The organism is Allomuricauda sp. CAU 1633, assembly GCF_017313225.1.
Classification (GTDB): Bacteria; Bacteroidota; Bacteroidia; order Flavobacteriales; family Flavobacteriaceae; genus Flagellimonas.
Window position 1 is genome coordinate 531,073 of sequence record NZ_JAFLNE010000002.1, and the last position, 16,427, is coordinate 547,499.

Genomic DNA, 16,427 nt, shown 5'->3' on the forward strand with positions numbered 1-16,427 from the left:
TTTATGGCGAGCGGAGGAATACAATATTATATAACGCGGATGAATATCGCTGAAAAGCTGATAGTCATCAATGTGTTGATTTTTATTTTGGATGGTTTGTCCACGGCACTTTTGGGGTATTCAGTCTCCCAATGGTTCCATTTGCCAAAAGGTTTTATGGACTTTTTTGGTCAACCTTGGTCTTTGGTGACGTATTCTTTTTTTCATGGGGGGCTTGGACATATCTTTTGGAATATGCTGATGCTGTATTTTACCGGACGGATTTTCCTCAATCTTTTTGATGCGCAACGATTCATCAATGTGTATTTTTTGGGAGTGATCATCGGTGGATTGGTATTTCTACTGAGCTACAACGTATTTCCAACTCTTTTAAATACCAATACGGCTTTGATAGGGGCCTCTGCTGGGGTCACCGCTGTACTGATTTTTATTTGTGCCTATATTCCCGATCAGGAAGTACGAGTCATTTTCTTTAATGTGAAATTGTGGTACATAGGGGTGTTTTTTGTTTTGATAGACTTGGTACAGATTCCTATCGGTGGAAATATTGGGGGCAGATTGGCCCACTTGGGAGGTGCTTTTTTGGGCTATGTATATGCGAGACAATTATTAAAAGGAAAAGATATTGGTTCAGGATTTGCCAAAGTTTGGGAAGCCATCGCCCAACTCTTTAAACCTAAAGAGAAAAAGGCGCCTATGAAAACGGTTTATAGGAAGAATGCCTCAAAAAAGAGCGCAGCGGAATATGACAAGGAAGCCCGTCAACGAAAAATAGATACCATTCTGGATAAGATCAGTAAATCGGGATATGAAAGTCTGTCCAAGGAAGAAAAGGATTTTTTATTCAAAGCAGGTAAGGAGGATTGAGCTGTGAAAAAAACAACTTCAATAGCTGACAGGATTATTTTTGCAATCAATGTATTGATTGCTTTTTTCTTGCTTATAACTTCCCTGTCTTCGTATCTGACTTTTCAGGTGATTCCTATGTTTTCTGTACTGAGCCTGTTTGTTCCACTGCTCTTTGCTCTTAATCTTTTGTTTGCGGGATACTGGATCTATAAAAGAAAAAAGAAATTCTTATTGTCCTTGATTACTTTGATGATTGGATATGTTGTTTTTGGTTCATTTTATGGGATGGGAAATGAAGCAGGCAAAGCAGAGTCATCAGATTTAAAAATTATGACCTACAATGTACGGGGATTCAACAAGAATGAATGGAGTAAGGATTCTACCATAGGAAATAGGATTATACGCTTTATAAAGGATAGAGACCCTGACATTCTGTGTATTCAAGAGCATGATAGCAGGAGTATGCGTTACAAACAACTGAACCAATATCCGTATGGTAGGGAGATTCGATATTCTCCTGCCGGTAAATCTGCCCAGACCATACTCTCAAAATATGAAATAGTTGGGCACGGTTCGTTGGATCTTCCAGATACCGCCAATAATATTGTTTACGCAGATATTCTATATGGAAAAGACACAGTACGGATCTATAACCTGCATCTACAATCCTTTAAGATCATCCCTTCGGCGGAAACTTTCTCTGAGGGTCAATCCGAAAAAAACTACCGGCGATTGGTCAGTACATTTGACAAACAGTTGGAACAAGCCAAGATTTTTGATGCCCACCGGAAACAAAGTCCATATGCCACCATTTTATGCGGTGATTTTAACAATACCCAGTTTTCCAACGTGTATAAAATTGTTAAAGGGAATTTGACCGATACTTTTTTGGAAAAAGGAGAAGGTTTTGGAAGAACATACAATTTGTGGAAAATCCCATTGCGTATTGACTACATTTTAACCGAGCCGAATTATCAAGTGATTTCCCATACAAATTTCAACGAAAAATTATCCGACCACTATCCCGTTATGGCCACTTTGCGAATAGCATCATTGCAATAGGCAATCCACCAAATCGGCAATGATATGGAGAATGAGTGCCAAGCCAATGATTCGGGTGGTTTTAAAAAAGGGTAAAATGCAGTACACCAAAATAGCCCAATATGAGTGTAGGGGGTGAAAACCTATACTACAGCGATTGGGGTCGAATAAAGGGTTGGCCCAAAGATGATCCACATCAATTACAATTCCGGCCAAAAGAATAAGTGCAACCTTGATTCTGTTTTCCTTAAAAAAGAAAAAAGCAATAAGAATGGGAACCAAAAAATGAATGCCGTAATGTAGGATATGCCTATACATTTAAAAAGTCTATAGACTGATTTTTTAAATAGGAAAGCGTATTGGTGCCTTCGTTGAACAAAAGATCTAAGATACTTAGATTGGGGATAAAGCCATGGCGTTCACCAAAAACTTGGGTGTAAGGTTCCATTTTTACCGGAAGTTTCTTTTTGGCCTCAACCAAAAACCGAGCATCAAAGGAGTCTTTTGGCTGAAGTTCATAAGATGAAGTTGTATGCTTGGAAAATTCCAGCCCCAAACAATCGGATATAGCTTGTATGGTTGCAAGGTTGAATTCGTACAAAGATGATTGATCTCCTTCGTACAAAGGTTTTATATCATCTTCATAAAATTCAAAAAATGGAGAAGTCCTATAGGCAGTTTCCAAAGTTCGCCAATGTACCTTTTTCCAATCGTAGGTGTTGTCCAGTTCAACATCGGTATATTTTTGACGCCCTTCATGTCCCCCAACATGTTTTATGGGGATGTTGAGCATATGTTTTCCCTTATCGGTACAGATATAGCAACGATTCCGATAGGTTTGTTTCTGAAAATTGTCATGGGCTTCCCAAACCATTTCTTTTTGCTTCAGTACGGCAAACGTGGCGATACTTGGAAAATAAGTGGGGTGGATTAGTATTTGTTGATTTGTTGATTTGATAGTTTGAAGTTTGACTCGCTATTTGGTTTGGTGGTTCCGCAAAGCGTTGAGTTTATTTGTTATACTTTCCAATTTCAACCTCAGCTCTTTGTAGCTTTCCTGAGTTAGTAGCCCAAGTTCAACCGTTAAAATTAATTGATTTAAGATTTCTACCGCAGAACCAAAGGAAATTGTGGTAAAACGCGCTTTGTCCTTATTGGTTCTTCGCGTAGATCCTTCAGCAATATTGGAACAGATTGAAACAGCCGCTCTCCTCATTTGTGATGTTAACCCGAATTTTTCATCATTTGGAAAGGTAGATGTTACATTGTAGATTTCTTTGGTAAAATCTTTGGATTCTTTCCATACTTCAAGTTTTTCAAAAGAATAGGTGTACATAGGTTAAGTTGTTCAGATAAACAAATAAACAAATTCGCGGATGAACAAATTAACGAATTAACCATTTTCTTTTTTCTTTTTGCGTTTTCTAAAGAAGTCAAACACAAACCAACCCACGATCAAAGCAACAAAGTACCAACGGTACGATACGGGTTCCCCACTTCCACCTACGGTGGTGAAAACTCTCTCCCAACGTGGTCTCCAATTGGCAATCCCTTCTGTGAAATTGTCAAAACTCATCCAAAGGAAAACGGGCTTGCCCACAATATGGTCCGCGGGTACGTAGCCCCAGGTTCTACTATCTTCTGAGTGATCTCTATTATCGCCCATCATCCAATAATAATCCTGTTTAAAGGTATAGGAAGTGGCTTCTTCTCCATTGATGAAAACCTTTTGTCCAGTCACCTTTACATCATTGTGCTCATAATCCCGGATGATTTTCTTGTATAGGGGAATTGTTTTGGCGTTGATGTCAACCGTGGCACCGGCTTCTGGAATATAAATAGGACCAAAATTATCGTTGTTCCAAGGGTACAGATTGGGTTTTTGTGGGAATATATTCCCACCGTAACTGCCTTTGGGGTCAATGATTTTTACCACAGAATCAATGGCAGGGTCTTTTCTTAGTGCAGTGACCATTTCATTGGTCATATTGGCATTTCGTTCCCTTCCTGTGATTTCTTTTAAGGATAATCGTACGGCTCGAATGGTTTCGGGTTGGATTCCTTTACTATCCGTAATGATAACATCAGGAGAGTTTTGGGAAAATACACCATACCCCATGTTTCTTAAAACTTGTATTTGTGATGTTGTCAAAGGGCTGTTTGAAACATAAGTTCTACTGAACTCATCAATATTTAGGCTTAGAAGAAGTCGTGTTGAAACCCCTTTCTGAGCATAAATGTTATACTCATACATGGGTTTGGCACGATCTGATAGCGTTAATTGCTCTCCATTAATGTGAACATAACCATCAATCACCGCAAGGGAATCTCCGGGAGTACCCACACAACGTTTTACATAATTTGATTTCTTATCAATGGGCTTTATCACCGCTTTTTGTGCCTTAAAAAACTGATACAGGGTATCGGAAGGAAGACTGAACACCACAATGTCGTTTTTCTTTACCTTTTCAAAGCCCGGTAAGCGCATATAGGGTAATTGCAATTTGTTGATCCAAGAAGTTTTATGAGTTTCTGGGTCTACATCCGCCAAATAGGACCTGGTTTTAAAAACGGGAAGTGTATCATGCACCATGGGCGCGGCCAAAGTGGTCATGGGAACACGTGCCCCATAATGGAATTTACTCACAAAGAGAAAATCCCCAACCCTTAGGGTACGTTCCAACGAACCTGTGGGAATCACATAGGGTTGAATAAAATAGGTGTGTACAAGCGTGGCTGCGACTATGGCAAAGACAATAGAACTTACCCATTCCCCCAATCCGGTACGAGGTTTTAGGCTCCGGTCCTCGATATAGGTGACATCCTCAGCATAATTTATATAGTAGATATAAAGGCCAAGGGTAAGAATCACCAACCAAGTATCCAAAAGTGTGTTTTTTCCAAAACTTCGGATGGTCTCCACCCATACCACGGGAATCATCAATAAATTGATGATGGGAATGAATAGCAATATCACCCACCACCAAGGACGGTTGATGATTTTCATTAAGACAATGCCATTGTAAACTGGAATGGCGGCCTCCCAAGCCTTACGTCCCGCTTTTATATATAGCTTCCAAGTTCCCAAAAAATGGATGACTTGGATGATCAAGATAAAAATGATCCATTGTGTGCCGTTCATGTGAAAGTTTCTTTGTTAGACTTTTTGTCTATGTTGTTGTTACGTTTTTTAGCTTAGGTTTAACACATCCTTCATGGAGAAAACCCCTGTTTTTCCTTGAATCCATTCTGCGGCAATGACCGCGCCCAAGGCAAATCCCTCCCTGTTATGGGCCTCATGTTTTATATGAATGCTGTCCACATTACTTTCATAGAAAATACTGTGTGTTCCCGGAACCATGCCTTCCCGTTTTGATACAATGGGAATGATTTTATCACCGGACTTTTCCAGTTGCCATTCGGTATACCCCGTGTTTTTGATGATGCCTTCTGCCAAGGTAATGGCAGTTCCACTGGGGGCATCCAATTTTTGAGTGTGATGGATTTCTTCCATGGACACTTTATACTGCTCCAAATTGGACATCATTTTGGCCAAATGTGCGTTCAGTTCAAAAAAGATGTTCACCCCCAAACTAAAGTTTGAGGCATAGATAAAGGCACTTTTATTTTTTTGGCATAGGTCCACGGCTTCATTGTATTGGGACAACCAACCTGTTGTGCCACAAATCACAGGAACCCCATTTTCAAAACAGCCTGTAATATTATCAAAAGCGGAATCAGGTGTACTAAAATCTATGGCAACATCCATGGAAGCATAATCTATATCCGTAGTATCCACATCCACCTTTGCAACAATCTCATGCCCCCTGCTTTGGGCAATTTCGGCAATCATCCTACCCATTTTGCCATAACCGAACAAACCTATCCTCATATGCTAAAATTTTACGACCAGGGCCATCCCATAATTGGGTTGGTTGGTCATTGGGTTCAAATCCAAGTACGGTTTAAAATCAACCGACAGATTATCATCCACATTATATTGTTTAAGATGCGCATCTACGTTGGCATCAATAATGTTCAAAGCGTACATGGCTATGGTGATTACCAAGGCCAAATCCCTGTCTCGTTGCCGCGCCTCTTGGGCATCTTGCAAGGCTTCATCCGATACATCTGGGCCACTTCCATCCCCGTTGATATCAAAAAACTCATCGTCTTCAAAGCCAGCCAATCTTCTTTTAAAGGCATCCCTTGTCCTTCTGTATTCTGTATTGTTGAAGGAATAGACATAGATCCCGGTTCCTATGGCGCCGTATACTAGGGGCACTTTCCAATAACGTTTGTTATAGATTTGACCTAATCCGGGGAGTATTGCGGAATAAAAAGCGGCCTTACTGGGGGCCAATGGATTGATTTGTTTTTTTTCATAGGTGACCTCCTGAATGGTGATGCCTTCGCCCTCCAAATTCTGGGCCAGAGAATCCACGGCAGTGGGTTGCGGTTGCGCCTCTTCTTCTTTTTTCTCATCCTCTTGGGAAAGGCCAACGTGAAGAAACAGCAAAAAAAAGAACAACAAAAAGAGGTTTTTATTCACCTGTCAATAGTTTTTTAATACGCTGAAACTCCTCCTCGGAGTGGAACGGAATCACAATTTTACCTTTTCCGTTTGCAGAAGCGGTAATGTCCACTTTAGTGGAAAGATGTTCTTTAAGGACATCAGCTCCCTTGGTCACAAAACTCGGTACCTTTTTGGCTTCTTTTTTTCCTGAACCGGATTCGCTTTTGGGTTCTCTCAGGGATTTAACCAATTGCTCGGTTTCACGAACAGAAAGACCATCGGAAACCACTTTTTCATAAACGGCAATCTGCTCTTTTTTCTTGTCGATGTTGATAAGGGCCCGTCCATGTCCCATACTGATGAAACCATCCCGCATTCCAGTTTGGATGATGGGGTGCAATTTCAAAAGACGAAGGTAATTGGTGATGGTGGAACGCTTTTTGCCCACCCGGTCACTCAATTTTTCTTGAGTGATTTGAATCTCATCAATGAGTCTTTGGTAGGAAAGTGCAATTTCGATGGGATCGAGATCTTGGCGTTGAATATTCTCCACCAAGGCCATTTCCAAAGACTCTTGGTCGTTGGCGATTCGGATGTATGCAGGAATGGTCTCCAAGCCCACCAATTTGGAGGCACGGTACCTTCGTTCTCCAGAAACCAGTTGAAACTTGTTGAAATCGAGTTTGCGAACGGTTATGGGTTGAATGATGCCCAATTCCCGGATGGAACTGGCCAATTCTTCCAAGGCTTCATCATTAAAATTGGAGCGGGGCTGAAAGGGGTTCGTCTCAATGGAATCAATATCCAGTTCCACCACATTTCCTATGACCTGGTCCGCATTTTTGTCCGAAACGGATTGAATATCGTTGTCGGGGTCTTTCAATAGAGCAGACAGGCCTCTTCCCAAAGCCTGTTTTTTGGTTGCTTTCGCCATCTAAACTTTCTCCTTGTTTTTCTTTAAAATTTCATTGGCCAAGTTAAGGTAATTGGAGGCTCCTTTACTGCTGGCATCGTATTTTATGATGCTTTCCCCATAACTTGGTGCTTCACTCAGCCTAACATTTCTTTGGATGATGGTATCGAAAACCATATCGGCAAAGTGCTTTTTTACTTCTTCAACAACTTGATTGGATAAACGCAATCTGGAATCGTACATCGTCAGCAACATGCCTTCAATGTCCAAATCGTTGTTGTGTATTTTTTGTACGCTTTTTACGGTGTTCAACAATTTACCAAGACCTTCAAGCGCAAAGTATTCACATTGAATGGGAATCATCACTGAATCTGCTGCGGTAAGCGCGTTCAAGGTGAGCAATCCCAACGATGGGGCACAATCGATGAGGACATAATCGTAGCGATCCCCCAAATTTTTGAGCGCTTCCTTTAGCATGTACTCCCGGTTGTCTTTGTCCACCAATTCAATCTCAATGGCCACAAGGTCGATGTGAGCTGGAATCAAATCTACATTGGGAGAATCGGTTGGAATGATGACATCTTCCACACGCATGGTGTGCTCCAAAAGCTGATAAGTTCCTTGTTCCACAGAATCCACATCGATACCTAAGCCGGATGTGGCGTTTGCCTGGGGGTCGGCGTCAATCAGCAACACTTTCTTTTCCAAAACGCCAAGGGAGGCAGCCAAGTTTACCGTAGTGGTTGTTTTACCAACACCGCCCTTTTGGTTTGCAATAGCAATAATCTTGCCCATTTCATAGTAAGTTAGGTGCTAAAAATACGATTATTTAGGATGCCAAAAAATGTATTTTGTTAACAGGGAGTGAATAACTGGGGCAATCTGCGTTAAAGAAAGTTAAAGTTATATTTATGAGATTGTTATGGGCTGTTAATCCATCAAAATATTTAAGATTTCTATAGCAGCATTACTGATTTTGGTTCCTGGCCCAAAAACGGCCACTGCGCCTTTGTCCAATAAGTGTTTATAATCCTGTTTTGGAATGACGCCACCCACAATGACCATGATGTCTTCCCTGCCTTGCTTTTTTAATTCTTGAACCACCTCGGGAACCAAGGTTTTATGTCCTCCCGCCAAGGATGAAATTCCTAGAATGTGAACATCGTTTTCTACGGCTTGTTTGGCCACTTCGGAAGGGGTTTGGAACAATGGACCGATATCCACATCGAAACCAAGGTCGGCATAGCCTGTAGCGACCACTTTGGCACCACGGTCATGCCCGTCTTGGCCCATTTTGGCCACCATGATGCGTGGTCTTCTGCCTTCTTGAGCGGCAAATTCATCGGCCATTTTTCGGGCCCTTTCAAAACTTTCGTCGTCTTTGATTTCTTTGGAATACACTCCAGTAAAGGATTGAATTTTAGCTTTGTAGCGTCCAAAAGCGCTTTCCATGGCATCGCTGATTTCACCCAGGGTAGCACGTGCTTTGGCCGCTTGTACCGCTAAAGCTAACAAATTTCCACGGTCGGTTTGGTTTTGGGTAGTTTTTTTGGAGGCAATTCGGATGGCATCCAAGGCTTTTTCAACTTCGGATGCATTCCGTGTGGATTTAATTTTCTCTAGTCGAGCCATTTGTTGTTGGCGAACTTTTGCATTGTCCACCTCCAAAATTTGAAGCTCATCCTCATTCTCCAATCGATATTTGTTCACCCCCACAATCAGATCTTGAGCACTATCAATTCTGGCTTGTTTTTTGGCGGCGGCTTCTTCAATCCGCATTTTGGGAATGCCCTCCTCAATGGCCTTGGTCATCCCTCCTAATTTTTCAACTTCTTGTATCAATTTCCAAGCCTCTTCTGCGATTTCCTGGGTGAGTTTTTCAACTACGTGGCTTCCGGCCCAAGGGTCAACTGTACGAGTGATATGCGTTTCTTGCTGTAAGTAAATTTGGGTATTCCGTGCAATTCGAGCGGAGAAATCTGTAGGCAATGCAATGGCCTCATCCAACGCATTGGTATGGAGGCTCTGCGTACCGCCAAACGCCGCTGCCATGGCTTCAATAGTAGTTCGGGCCACATTGTTGAAGGGGTCTTGCTCCGTTAAGCTCCAGCCACTGGTCTGACTATGGGTACGGAGCATGAGCGATTTTTCATTTTTCGGATTGAACTGCTTAACGAGTTTTGCCCAAAGCATCCGACCGGCCCGCATTTTGGCAATTTCGGTAAAGTGGTTCATTCCAATGCCCCAGAAAAAGGATAGCCGAGGTGCAAATTCATCAATTTTCAGTCCTGCTTTAATTCCGGTTCGGATATATTCAATCCCGTCAGCCAAGGTATAGGCCAATTCCATGGCCGCCGGAGCACCTGCTTCGTGCATGTGGTAACCGGATATACTGATACTATTGAATCGGGGCATATTTTGACTGGTAAACTCAAAAATATCAGCTACGATTTGCATGGAAGGAGTAGGTGGGTAGATGTAGGTGTTTCGCACCATAAACTCCTTTAAAATGTCATTTTGAATGGTCCCTGAGAGTTGTTCCATGGATACGCCCTGTTCTTCAGCGGCCACAATGTAAAAAGCCATAATAGGAATCACCGCCCCGTTCATGGTCATAGAGACGGACATGTGGTCTAAAGGAATGCCATCGAACAGAATTTTCATATCCTCAACCGAATCAATGGCTACTCCAGCTTTGCCTACATCACCAACAACACGTTCATTGTCAGAATCATAGCCACGATGCGTAGGAAGGTCAAACGCTACGGAAAGGCCCTTTTGGCCTGCCTCCAAATTTCTTCGGTAGAAGGCATTGCTTTCCTCGGCCGTGGAAAATCCTGCATATTGTCGGATGGTCCAAGGTCTTCGAACATACATGGTGGAGTAGGGGCCGCGTAGGAAAGGTGGAATGCCCGCAGCAAAATCTGAATGAGGAAAGTTATGAGTTATGAGTTTTGAGTTATGAGTACTATCCGACTCTGAACCCTGAACTCTGAACTCTGAACTCAACTTCAACTGTTGAAGGTCTTTTCTACTCATCGTTCAATCTTTTTTGTTCCACGGTTTCCGCCAATCGTTTTTCAATCATGGGTTCTATCAGGGTTTTTCTGGGCTGGGTCTTTACGAAAGGGTACAGCTCCAGATTTTCCTTCATGCAATCCTGTTTGTTTTGGAATTTGTTGGTCCCGACCAAAACCAATTGGGCTTCATCAAACAACTGTTGTTCCTTGGCAGCACTTTCCTTTATTTTTTGCAGGATGGTTCCTTTTTTCAAAGCATCCAAAAAACCACCTGATTTCTCAATTTGTTTGAAAAGCACGAGTGCTTTTTCAGCCAATTGCTGTGTTAACGATTCAATATAATAGGCTCCTTCGGAAATTTGGGAAGCTTCTTCAAAATAGCTTTCCTCCTTCAAAAGCAACAATTGATTTCGTGCAATACGCTCCCCGAATTCATTGTCCTTGTGATAGATGGCATCGTAGGGAAGATTGCAAACGGTATCGGCCCCGCCTAAAACGGCAGACATACTTTCTGAAGTGGTACGTAGTAGATTTACATTATAATCGTACACCGTTTTATTTCGTTTGGAAGGCATGGCAATGATATGGCAATCATTGTTAATTCCATATTCAGAAGCCAGACTCTTCCACAGCCAACGCAGCGCCCGCAGTTTTGCTATTTCAAAGAAATAGTTTCCGCCAACGGCTACTTTAAAGGTGATTGGAAAGTGTCCCTCGACTGCGCTCGGGATGACATTGCTGAAATGATTCAAATATTCATTGGTATGGGCCAATCCATAGGCCAATTGCTGGATATTATTGGCTCCCGCATTCTGGTAGAGTGAAGTATCGATACCAATGGAACTGACCCTCTCCTTCTTTGAAGTGACGGCATAGATTTCTTCTAAAATAGCGTGGTCTTTCCCCATGTTTTGGCACCAATTTCCACTTCGGGCAAGATTTCCAATAAGATCTATATTCAGGTGAACTTGGGTTTTTTTGTCCCCAAGATATGCCATGAGTTTTTTGACAGGCTCTACACCCAAAAACTGAAAATTGAAATGAAGCGGTGTGGTTTCCAAATCAATTCCATTCAGTAAGGTAACAAAGTCAATGTTCTCATTTGGGATAGTGAAAACCAAACTCTCCACTCCTTTTTTTAGAATATCCAAGGCTTTTGCGTTAGCTTTCCCTACATCACCGGAATAAATGGTCTGCGCAATCCTCCAGCCATGGCCTTTAGGAAGATTGAAGGTTTTTAGACCTCCCAAATCCTCAGCATGGTAAAACGGTTTAACATTGATGCCCTCCAAGGATTCCCAAACCAAGGTGTCATTGTAATCTGCACCTTTTAGGTCAAATTGAATCTTTTGTTTCCACTGTTTGGCGGAAACTGGTGGGAACTCATCAAACAAACCGACATTACTCATCTTCCTTGTTTTTTAAGCTGTCTTCGTATTCAATCAGGAAAATTTCTTCACCTTCTTTTTTCATGTAGTATTTTTCCCGGGCGAACTTTTCAAGCTCTTCTTTATCCGATAAGGTTTCCAGTACCTTCTTGTCCTTTTCAATCTCGCCCTTCAAAAATTCTTTCTGTTCCTCCAGTTTTTTGATTTCCCTGCGGAGCTCCAAATGGATGAGCATGGAATTCGTATCAAAAAAAGCCATCCAAATCACAAAAATGGTCAATACCAAAATGTACATATTGGTCATGATTTTGAACCATTTTTTCTTTCGCAATTCCTTCAGCCCCATCCCTACACCAATTTATTGTTGATAATGGTCCTAACCATATCCACTGCAACCGTGTTATAGTGGTTATTGGGGATGATGATGTCTGCAAATTCCTTGGACGGTTCAATGAACTGCTGATGCATGGGTTTTACCGCGGTCTGGTAGCGCGTCAATACTTTTTCAAGGTCATGGCCCCGTTCGCGAATATCCCGTTGCAACCTCCGTATCAATCGTTCATCCGAATCCGCATGCACGTATATTTTAATATCGAACATATCCCGTAACTGTGGATTGCTCAACACCAAAATGCCCTCCACGATCATTACCTTTCTGGGAGGCGTGGAAAGGGTTTCGTCCAAGCGGGTTTCTTCCACAAAGGAGTAGACGGGAATGTCCACCGTTTTCCCCTGCCGTAATTCTTCCAAATGCGAAATCATAAGGTCAAAATCTATGGAATTGGGATGGTCAAAATTGATTTTTCCCCGTTCCTCCCTGGTCAAATGTGAAAGATCATTGTAATAGGAATCTTGGGAGATCACGCCTACTTCGTTCTCCGGCAATTGGTCCACAATTTGGTTGACAACCGTGGTTTTTCCACATCCTGTGCCCCCCGCTATCCCTAGGATCAGCATAGATATTATTTTAATCCCAAAAGTAAGCATTTGATAAGATTTGCAAGCAACCAATGCTTTTGCATAGGTAGCACTGATTTTCGGTAAAATGAATGACAGTTATCATAAACCTTGAAAGTTAATGGCAGTAGCTTTGTGTGGGTTTGATCTTAATCTTATATTTATCTAGTAACCCATGGCAACTTTTTTTATGGATAATTCATATACGGTCAAGGTTGATGGCAATTTTGACTTTCCGCTGTCTAAGGATGCTATTTCCAAATTGGATATCATCAAATCGAGCAAAGACAGCTTTCATGTGTTAAATGAGAACAACTCCTATCATATTGAGATTCTTTCAAAAGACTTCAACAAGGGATTGTATACCATCAGAATCAATGGAAACGAACATGAAGTTTCCATTCAAACACCTTTGGATGACCTTATCCAAAAAATGGGTTTTGCTACCAATGGTGCCAAGAACGTCGACTCCATTTCAGCTCCCATGCCCGGATTGATTTTGGATATTTCTGTGGAAGAAGGCCAAGAAGTGAAAGAGGATGAGCAACTCTTGGTGTTGGAAGCCATGAAAATGGAAAATAGTATTACCTCCCCCCGAAATGGTGTCATCAAGAAAATTGCCGTAAATCAGGGTGACGCCGTGGACAAAAAACAGCTTTTGATTGAATTTCAATAAAATACCATGAAGAAAATATTGATTGCCAACCGGGGAGAAATAGCGATCCGTGTCATGAGAACCGCAAAAAAAATGGGTATTCGTACCGTTGCGGTTTTTTCTGAAGTGGACAGAAACGCACCCCACGTACTTTTTGCCGATGAGGCTGTATGCATTGGACCGGCACCTTCCAACCAATCCTATTTAAAGGGAGACAAAATTATTGAGGTGGCCAAGAAGCTCCATGTGGACGGAATTCATCCTGGCTATGGTTTCCTGAGTGAAAATGCGGATTTTGCGGAAGCTGTGGAAAAAAATGGACTGACGTTCATCGGACCAAAATCCAAGGCCATACGCATTATGGGAAGCAAATTGGCAGCTAAGGAAGCCGTGAAAAAATACAAGATTCCCATGGTCCCTGGTATTGACGAAGCCATTACCGATGTGGCCAAAGCCCATGAGATTGCCAACGAGATCGGATATCCTGTGTTGATCAAAGCTTCGGCAGGCGGCGGTGGAAAGGGTATGCGGATTGTGGAAAAAGAACAGGATCTCGAATCTGGAATGAAACGCGCCATCAGTGAGGCTACTTCCGCCTTTGGCGACGGTTCTGTTTTTGTGGAAAAATATGTGACCTCTCCACGGCACATTGAGGTACAGGTGATGGCGGACACTCACGGCAATGTGCTCCATTTTTTTGAACGGGAATGTAGTATCCAAAGGCGGCATCAAAAAGTAGTGGAGGAGGCACCTTCATCGATTTTAACCCAAGAACTTAGGGACGAAATGGGCATTGCGGCCACCAAAGTGGCTAAAGCTTGTGATTATGTAGGGGCCGGTACGGTGGAGTTTTTAATGGACGCCGACCATAATTTCTATTTTCTGGAAATGAATACACGCTTGCAGGTGGAACACCCCGTTACCGAACTTATAACAGCTGTTGATTTGGTGGAATTGCAGATAAAGGTGGCCCGTGGTGAAGAACTTCCCATAAAACAAGAAGACTTAAAAATTAATGGACATGCATTGGAGCTACGGGTGTATGCCGAGGATCCCTTGAATGATTTTCTGCCCAGCGTGGGTACTTTGGAGACTTATCAATTGCCCATTGGAGAGGGCGTTCGGGTGGATAATGGGTTTAGGGAAGGCATGGATATTCCTATTTACTACGATCCCATGTTATCCAAATTGATTACCTACGGTAAAACGCGTGAGGAGGCTATGGAGCTGATGTTGGAAGCCATTCAGAATTATAAGGTGAAGGGCGTACAGACTACCTTGTCTTTTGGAAGCTTTGTTTTTGCGCACGAAGCCTTTCGTTCAGGGAATTTTGACACCCATTTTGTAAAAGACTATTATTCTCCTGAAAAAATACATGAAAAGAATGCCAAAGAAGCTGAAGTAGCTGCCTTGGTTGCTATGTACCAATATCTTGAGGACAAAAAAAAGATACAAATCCCTATAAATTAAATTCAATGGACCCCAAAATAAAAGCACTGGAAGAAAAAATAGCCCAGGCCCGTTTGGGTGGTGGGGAAAAGCGGATAGAAAAACAGCATCAAAAGAAAAAGCTTACCGCAAGAGAACGCATTCATTATCTGTTGGACGAAGGTTCTTTTGAGGAAATGGGGATTTTGGTGACCCACCGTACCACCGATTTTGGCATGGATAAAGAAATCTATTACGGAGATGGAGTAGTTACTGGATATGGCACCATCAATGGTAGATTGGTCTATGTGTACGCTCAGGATTTTACGGTTTTTGGGGGGGCTTTATCGGAAACCCATGCCGAAAAAATCTGCAAAGTGATGGATTTGGCCGTGAAAGTAGGAGCACCCATCATTGGATTGAATGATTCTGGTGGTGCTCGGATTCAGGAAGGGGTGAAATCCCTTGGCGGTTATGCTGATATTTTTTACCGAAACGTTCAGGCTTCGGGGGTAATCCCACAAATATCCGCAGTGATGGGGCCTTGTGCAGGTGGAGCCGTATACTCCCCAGCCATGACGGATTTTATCATCATGGTCGAGGAGACCAGCTATATGTTTGTTACTGGGCCCAATGTGGTGAAAACTGTAACCAATGAGGAGGTGACTTCGGAAGAATTGGGAGGAGCCAGTGCGCATGCCGTTAAATCTGGGGTGGCCCATAAAACGTCTTCCAATGATGCAGCCTGTTTGGATGACATCAAAAAACTGATGGAGTACTTGCCCCAAAACAACACAGAACTTCCTCCACTTCAGGAATATCAGTTGGGCGAAGAACTTCGAGAAGAATTGTCGAGCATCGTTCCTGAAAATCCCAACAAACCCTATGACATGCACGATGTTATCAATGGGATAATCGATTCCGAATCGTTCTACGAAATTCATAAAGATTATGCTGAAAATATCATTGTAGGTTTTGCTCGATTGGGGGGTAGAAGTATCGGAATAATTGCCAACCAGCCCATGTTTTTGGCAGGAGTTTTGGGGGTGAAAAGCTCCCGAAAAGCAGCCCGGTTTACTCGTTTTTGTGACGCATTTAATATTCCATTGTTGGTTTTGGTGGATGTACCCGGCTTCTTACCCGGCACCGACCAAGAATGGAGTGGTATCATCATGCACGGGGCAAAATTATTGTATGCACTGAGCGAAGCCACTGTGCCACGGGTCACTGTCATTACCCGAAAAGCCTACGGCGGTGCTTATGATGTGATGAACTCCAAACACATTGGGGCCGATTTTAACTTCGCATGGCCCACAGCGGAAATTGCGGTGATGGGGGCCAAAGGTGCCAGTGAAATTATTTTCAGACGCGAAATTGCTGCTGCGGATGATTCAGAGGCCAAATTGAAGGAGAAGGAAGCCGAATATGCGGAAAAATTTGCTAATCCTTATCGTGCTGCACAACGTGGGTTTATCGATGAGGTGATTTTACCAAAAGAGACCAGACGTAAATTACTCAAGGCTTTTGCCATGTTGGAGAAAAAGCATGTGGAGCCGCCGAAGCGTAAGCATGGGAATATTCCGTTGTAAGCTTTCTGTAGCTTCGATTAAAAATGTCATTCTGAACGGAGTGAAGAATCTACTACCTGGGTTAAAGGTGA

17 protein-coding genes are annotated in these 16,427 nt (G+C 42.5%); 5 read left to right on the forward strand and 12 right to left on the reverse strand.

Annotated elements, in window-relative coordinates:
- Window positions 1–3 precede the first annotated feature (3 nt).
- Window positions 4–867, forward strand: a complete 864-nt coding sequence (locus J0X14_RS07395) for a rhomboid family intramembrane serine protease (RefSeq protein ID WP_207097122.1) — start codon at window positions 4–6, stop codon at window positions 865–867.
- 117 nt (window positions 868–984) lie between these two features.
- On the forward strand, window positions 985–1,911 hold the full coding sequence (locus J0X14_RS07400; RefSeq protein WP_207097123.1) for an endonuclease/exonuclease/phosphatase family protein: 927 nt from the start codon (window positions 985–987) through the stop codon (window positions 1,909–1,911).
- On the opposite strand, the gene J0X14_RS07405 is transcribed toward J0X14_RS07400, so the two are convergent.
- The 12 genes from J0X14_RS07405 to udk form a co-directional block, all read right to left on the reverse strand.
- Entirely contained in the window at window positions 1,900–2,208 is a 309-nt protein-coding gene (locus J0X14_RS07405) for a DUF6122 family protein (RefSeq protein WP_207097124.1), read from the reverse strand. The two genes, J0X14_RS07400 and J0X14_RS07405, sit on opposite strands and share 12 nt — an antisense overlap.
- A complete protein-coding gene (locus J0X14_RS07410; RefSeq protein ID WP_317194437.1) occupies window positions 2,201–2,848 on the reverse strand; it encodes a WbqC family protein in 648 nt (215 codons plus the stop codon). The genes J0X14_RS07405 and J0X14_RS07410 overlap by 8 nt, the downstream gene beginning before the upstream one ends.
- 18 nt (window positions 2,849–2,866) lie before the next feature.
- On the reverse strand, window positions 2,867–3,226 hold the full coding sequence (locus tag J0X14_RS07415; protein ID WP_207097125.1) for a four helix bundle protein: 360 nt from the start codon (window positions 3,224–3,226) through the stop codon (window positions 2,867–2,869).
- 57 nt (window positions 3,227–3,283) lie between these two features.
- Window positions 3,284–5,032 (reverse strand): signal peptidase I, encoded by a 1,749-nt coding sequence (lepB, locus tag J0X14_RS07420; protein WP_207097126.1) that lies wholly within the window; start codon window positions 5,030–5,032, stop codon window positions 3,284–3,286.
- A 48-nt stretch (window positions 5,033–5,080) separates the two neighbouring features.
- The gene (gene dapB / locus J0X14_RS07425) at window positions 5,081–5,782 is read right to left on the reverse strand and encodes a 4-hydroxy-tetrahydrodipicolinate reductase (protein ID WP_207097127.1); all 702 of its coding nucleotides are present in this window, start codon (window positions 5,780–5,782) and stop codon (window positions 5,081–5,083) included.
- A gap of 3 nt (window positions 5,783–5,785) precedes the next feature.
- Window positions 5,786–6,442 (reverse strand): DUF5683 domain-containing protein, encoded by a 657-nt coding sequence (locus J0X14_RS07430; RefSeq protein ID WP_317194432.1) that lies wholly within the window; start codon window positions 6,440–6,442, stop codon window positions 5,786–5,788.
- On the reverse strand, window positions 6,435–7,340 hold the full coding sequence (locus tag J0X14_RS07435) for a ParB/RepB/Spo0J family partition protein (RefSeq protein ID WP_207097128.1): 906 nt from the start codon (window positions 7,338–7,340) through the stop codon (window positions 6,435–6,437). Before J0X14_RS07435 ends, J0X14_RS07430 begins: the two co-directional genes overlap by 8 nt.
- Window positions 7,341–8,114 (reverse strand): ParA family protein, encoded by a 774-nt coding sequence (locus tag J0X14_RS07440; RefSeq protein ID WP_207097129.1) that lies wholly within the window; start codon window positions 8,112–8,114, stop codon window positions 7,341–7,343.
- A gap of 135 nt (window positions 8,115–8,249) precedes the next feature.
- Window positions 8,250–10,358: a methylmalonyl-CoA mutase gene (gene scpA / locus J0X14_RS07445; RefSeq protein WP_207097130.1), complete on the reverse strand. Its 2,109-nt coding sequence runs from the start codon at window positions 10,356–10,358 to the stop codon at window positions 8,250–8,252.
- On the reverse strand, window positions 10,351–11,748 hold the full coding sequence (locus J0X14_RS07450) for a methylmalonyl-CoA mutase subunit beta (protein ID WP_207097131.1): 1,398 nt from the start codon (window positions 11,746–11,748) through the stop codon (window positions 10,351–10,353). Before J0X14_RS07450 ends, scpA begins: the two co-directional genes overlap by 8 nt.
- Window positions 11,741–12,073, reverse strand: a complete 333-nt coding sequence (locus J0X14_RS07455) for an FtsB family cell division protein (protein ID WP_207097132.1) — start codon at window positions 12,071–12,073, stop codon at window positions 11,741–11,743. Before J0X14_RS07455 ends, J0X14_RS07450 begins: the two co-directional genes overlap by 8 nt.
- 2 nt (window positions 12,074–12,075) lie before the next feature.
- Window positions 12,076–12,684, reverse strand: coding sequence for a uridine kinase (gene udk, locus J0X14_RS07460; RefSeq protein WP_207097133.1), 609 nt, complete (start codon window positions 12,682–12,684; stop codon window positions 12,076–12,078).
- 175 nt (window positions 12,685–12,859) lie between these two features.
- Between udk and J0X14_RS07465 the strand changes: the two genes are divergently transcribed.
- The 3 genes from J0X14_RS07465 to J0X14_RS07475 are packed head-to-tail and all read left to right on the forward strand — an operon-like array spanning window position 12,860 to window position 16,356.
- Entirely contained in the window at window positions 12,860–13,360 is a 501-nt protein-coding gene (locus J0X14_RS07465) for an acetyl-CoA carboxylase biotin carboxyl carrier protein subunit (RefSeq protein ID WP_242527948.1), read from the forward strand.
- A gap of 6 nt (window positions 13,361–13,366) precedes the next feature.
- Entirely contained in the window at window positions 13,367–14,809 is a 1,443-nt protein-coding gene (gene accC, locus J0X14_RS07470; protein WP_207097134.1) for an acetyl-CoA carboxylase biotin carboxylase subunit, read from the forward strand.
- 5 nt (window positions 14,810–14,814) lie between these two features.
- Window positions 14,815–16,356, forward strand: a complete 1,542-nt coding sequence (locus J0X14_RS07475; RefSeq protein ID WP_207097135.1) for an acyl-CoA carboxylase subunit beta — start codon at window positions 14,815–14,817, stop codon at window positions 16,354–16,356.
- Window positions 16,357–16,427 lie beyond the last annotated feature (71 nt).

Coding starts and splice junctions, on each gene's coding strand:
- J0X14_RS07395 (WP_207097122.1), top strand. CDS start 4: ATGGCGAGCGGAGGAATACAATATTATATAACGCGGATGAATATCGCT.
- J0X14_RS07400 (WP_207097123.1), top strand. CDS start 985: ATGTTTTCTGTACTGAGCCTGTTTGTTCCACTGCTCTTTGCTCTTAAT.
- J0X14_RS07405 (WP_207097124.1), bottom strand. CDS start 2,208: ATGTATAGGCATATCCTACATTACGGCATTCATTTTTTGGTTCCCATT.
- J0X14_RS07415 (WP_207097125.1), bottom strand. CDS start 3,226: ATGTACACCTATTCTTTTGAAAAACTTGAAGTATGGAAAGAATCCAAA.
- lepB (WP_207097126.1), bottom strand. CDS start 5,032: ATGAACGGCACACAATGGATCATTTTTATCTTGATCATCCAAGTCATC.
- dapB (WP_207097127.1), bottom strand. CDS start 5,782: ATGAGGATAGGTTTGTTCGGTTATGGCAAAATGGGTAGGATGATTGCC.
- J0X14_RS07435 (WP_207097128.1), bottom strand. CDS start 7,340: ATGGCGAAAGCAACCAAAAAACAGGCTTTGGGAAGAGGCCTGTCTGCT.
- J0X14_RS07440 (WP_207097129.1), bottom strand. CDS start 8,114: ATGGGCAAGATTATTGCTATTGCAAACCAAAAGGGCGGTGTTGGTAAA.
- scpA (WP_207097130.1), bottom strand. CDS start 10,358: ATGAGTAGAAAAGACCTTCAACAGTTGAAGTTGAGTTCAGAGTTCAGA.
- J0X14_RS07450 (WP_207097131.1), bottom strand. CDS start 11,748: ATGAGTAATGTCGGTTTGTTTGATGAGTTCCCACCAGTTTCCGCCAAA.
- J0X14_RS07455 (WP_207097132.1), bottom strand. CDS start 12,073: ATGGGGCTGAAGGAATTGCGAAAGAAAAAATGGTTCAAAATCATGACC.
- udk (WP_207097133.1), bottom strand. CDS start 12,684: ATGCTGATCCTAGGGATAGCGGGGGGCACAGGATGTGGAAAAACCACG.
- J0X14_RS07465 (WP_242527948.1), top strand. CDS start 12,860: ATGGCAACTTTTTTTATGGATAATTCATATACGGTCAAGGTTGATGGC.
- accC (WP_207097134.1), top strand. CDS start 13,367: ATGAAGAAAATATTGATTGCCAACCGGGGAGAAATAGCGATCCGTGTC.
- J0X14_RS07475 (WP_207097135.1), top strand. CDS start 14,815: ATGGACCCCAAAATAAAAGCACTGGAAGAAAAAATAGCCCAGGCCCGT.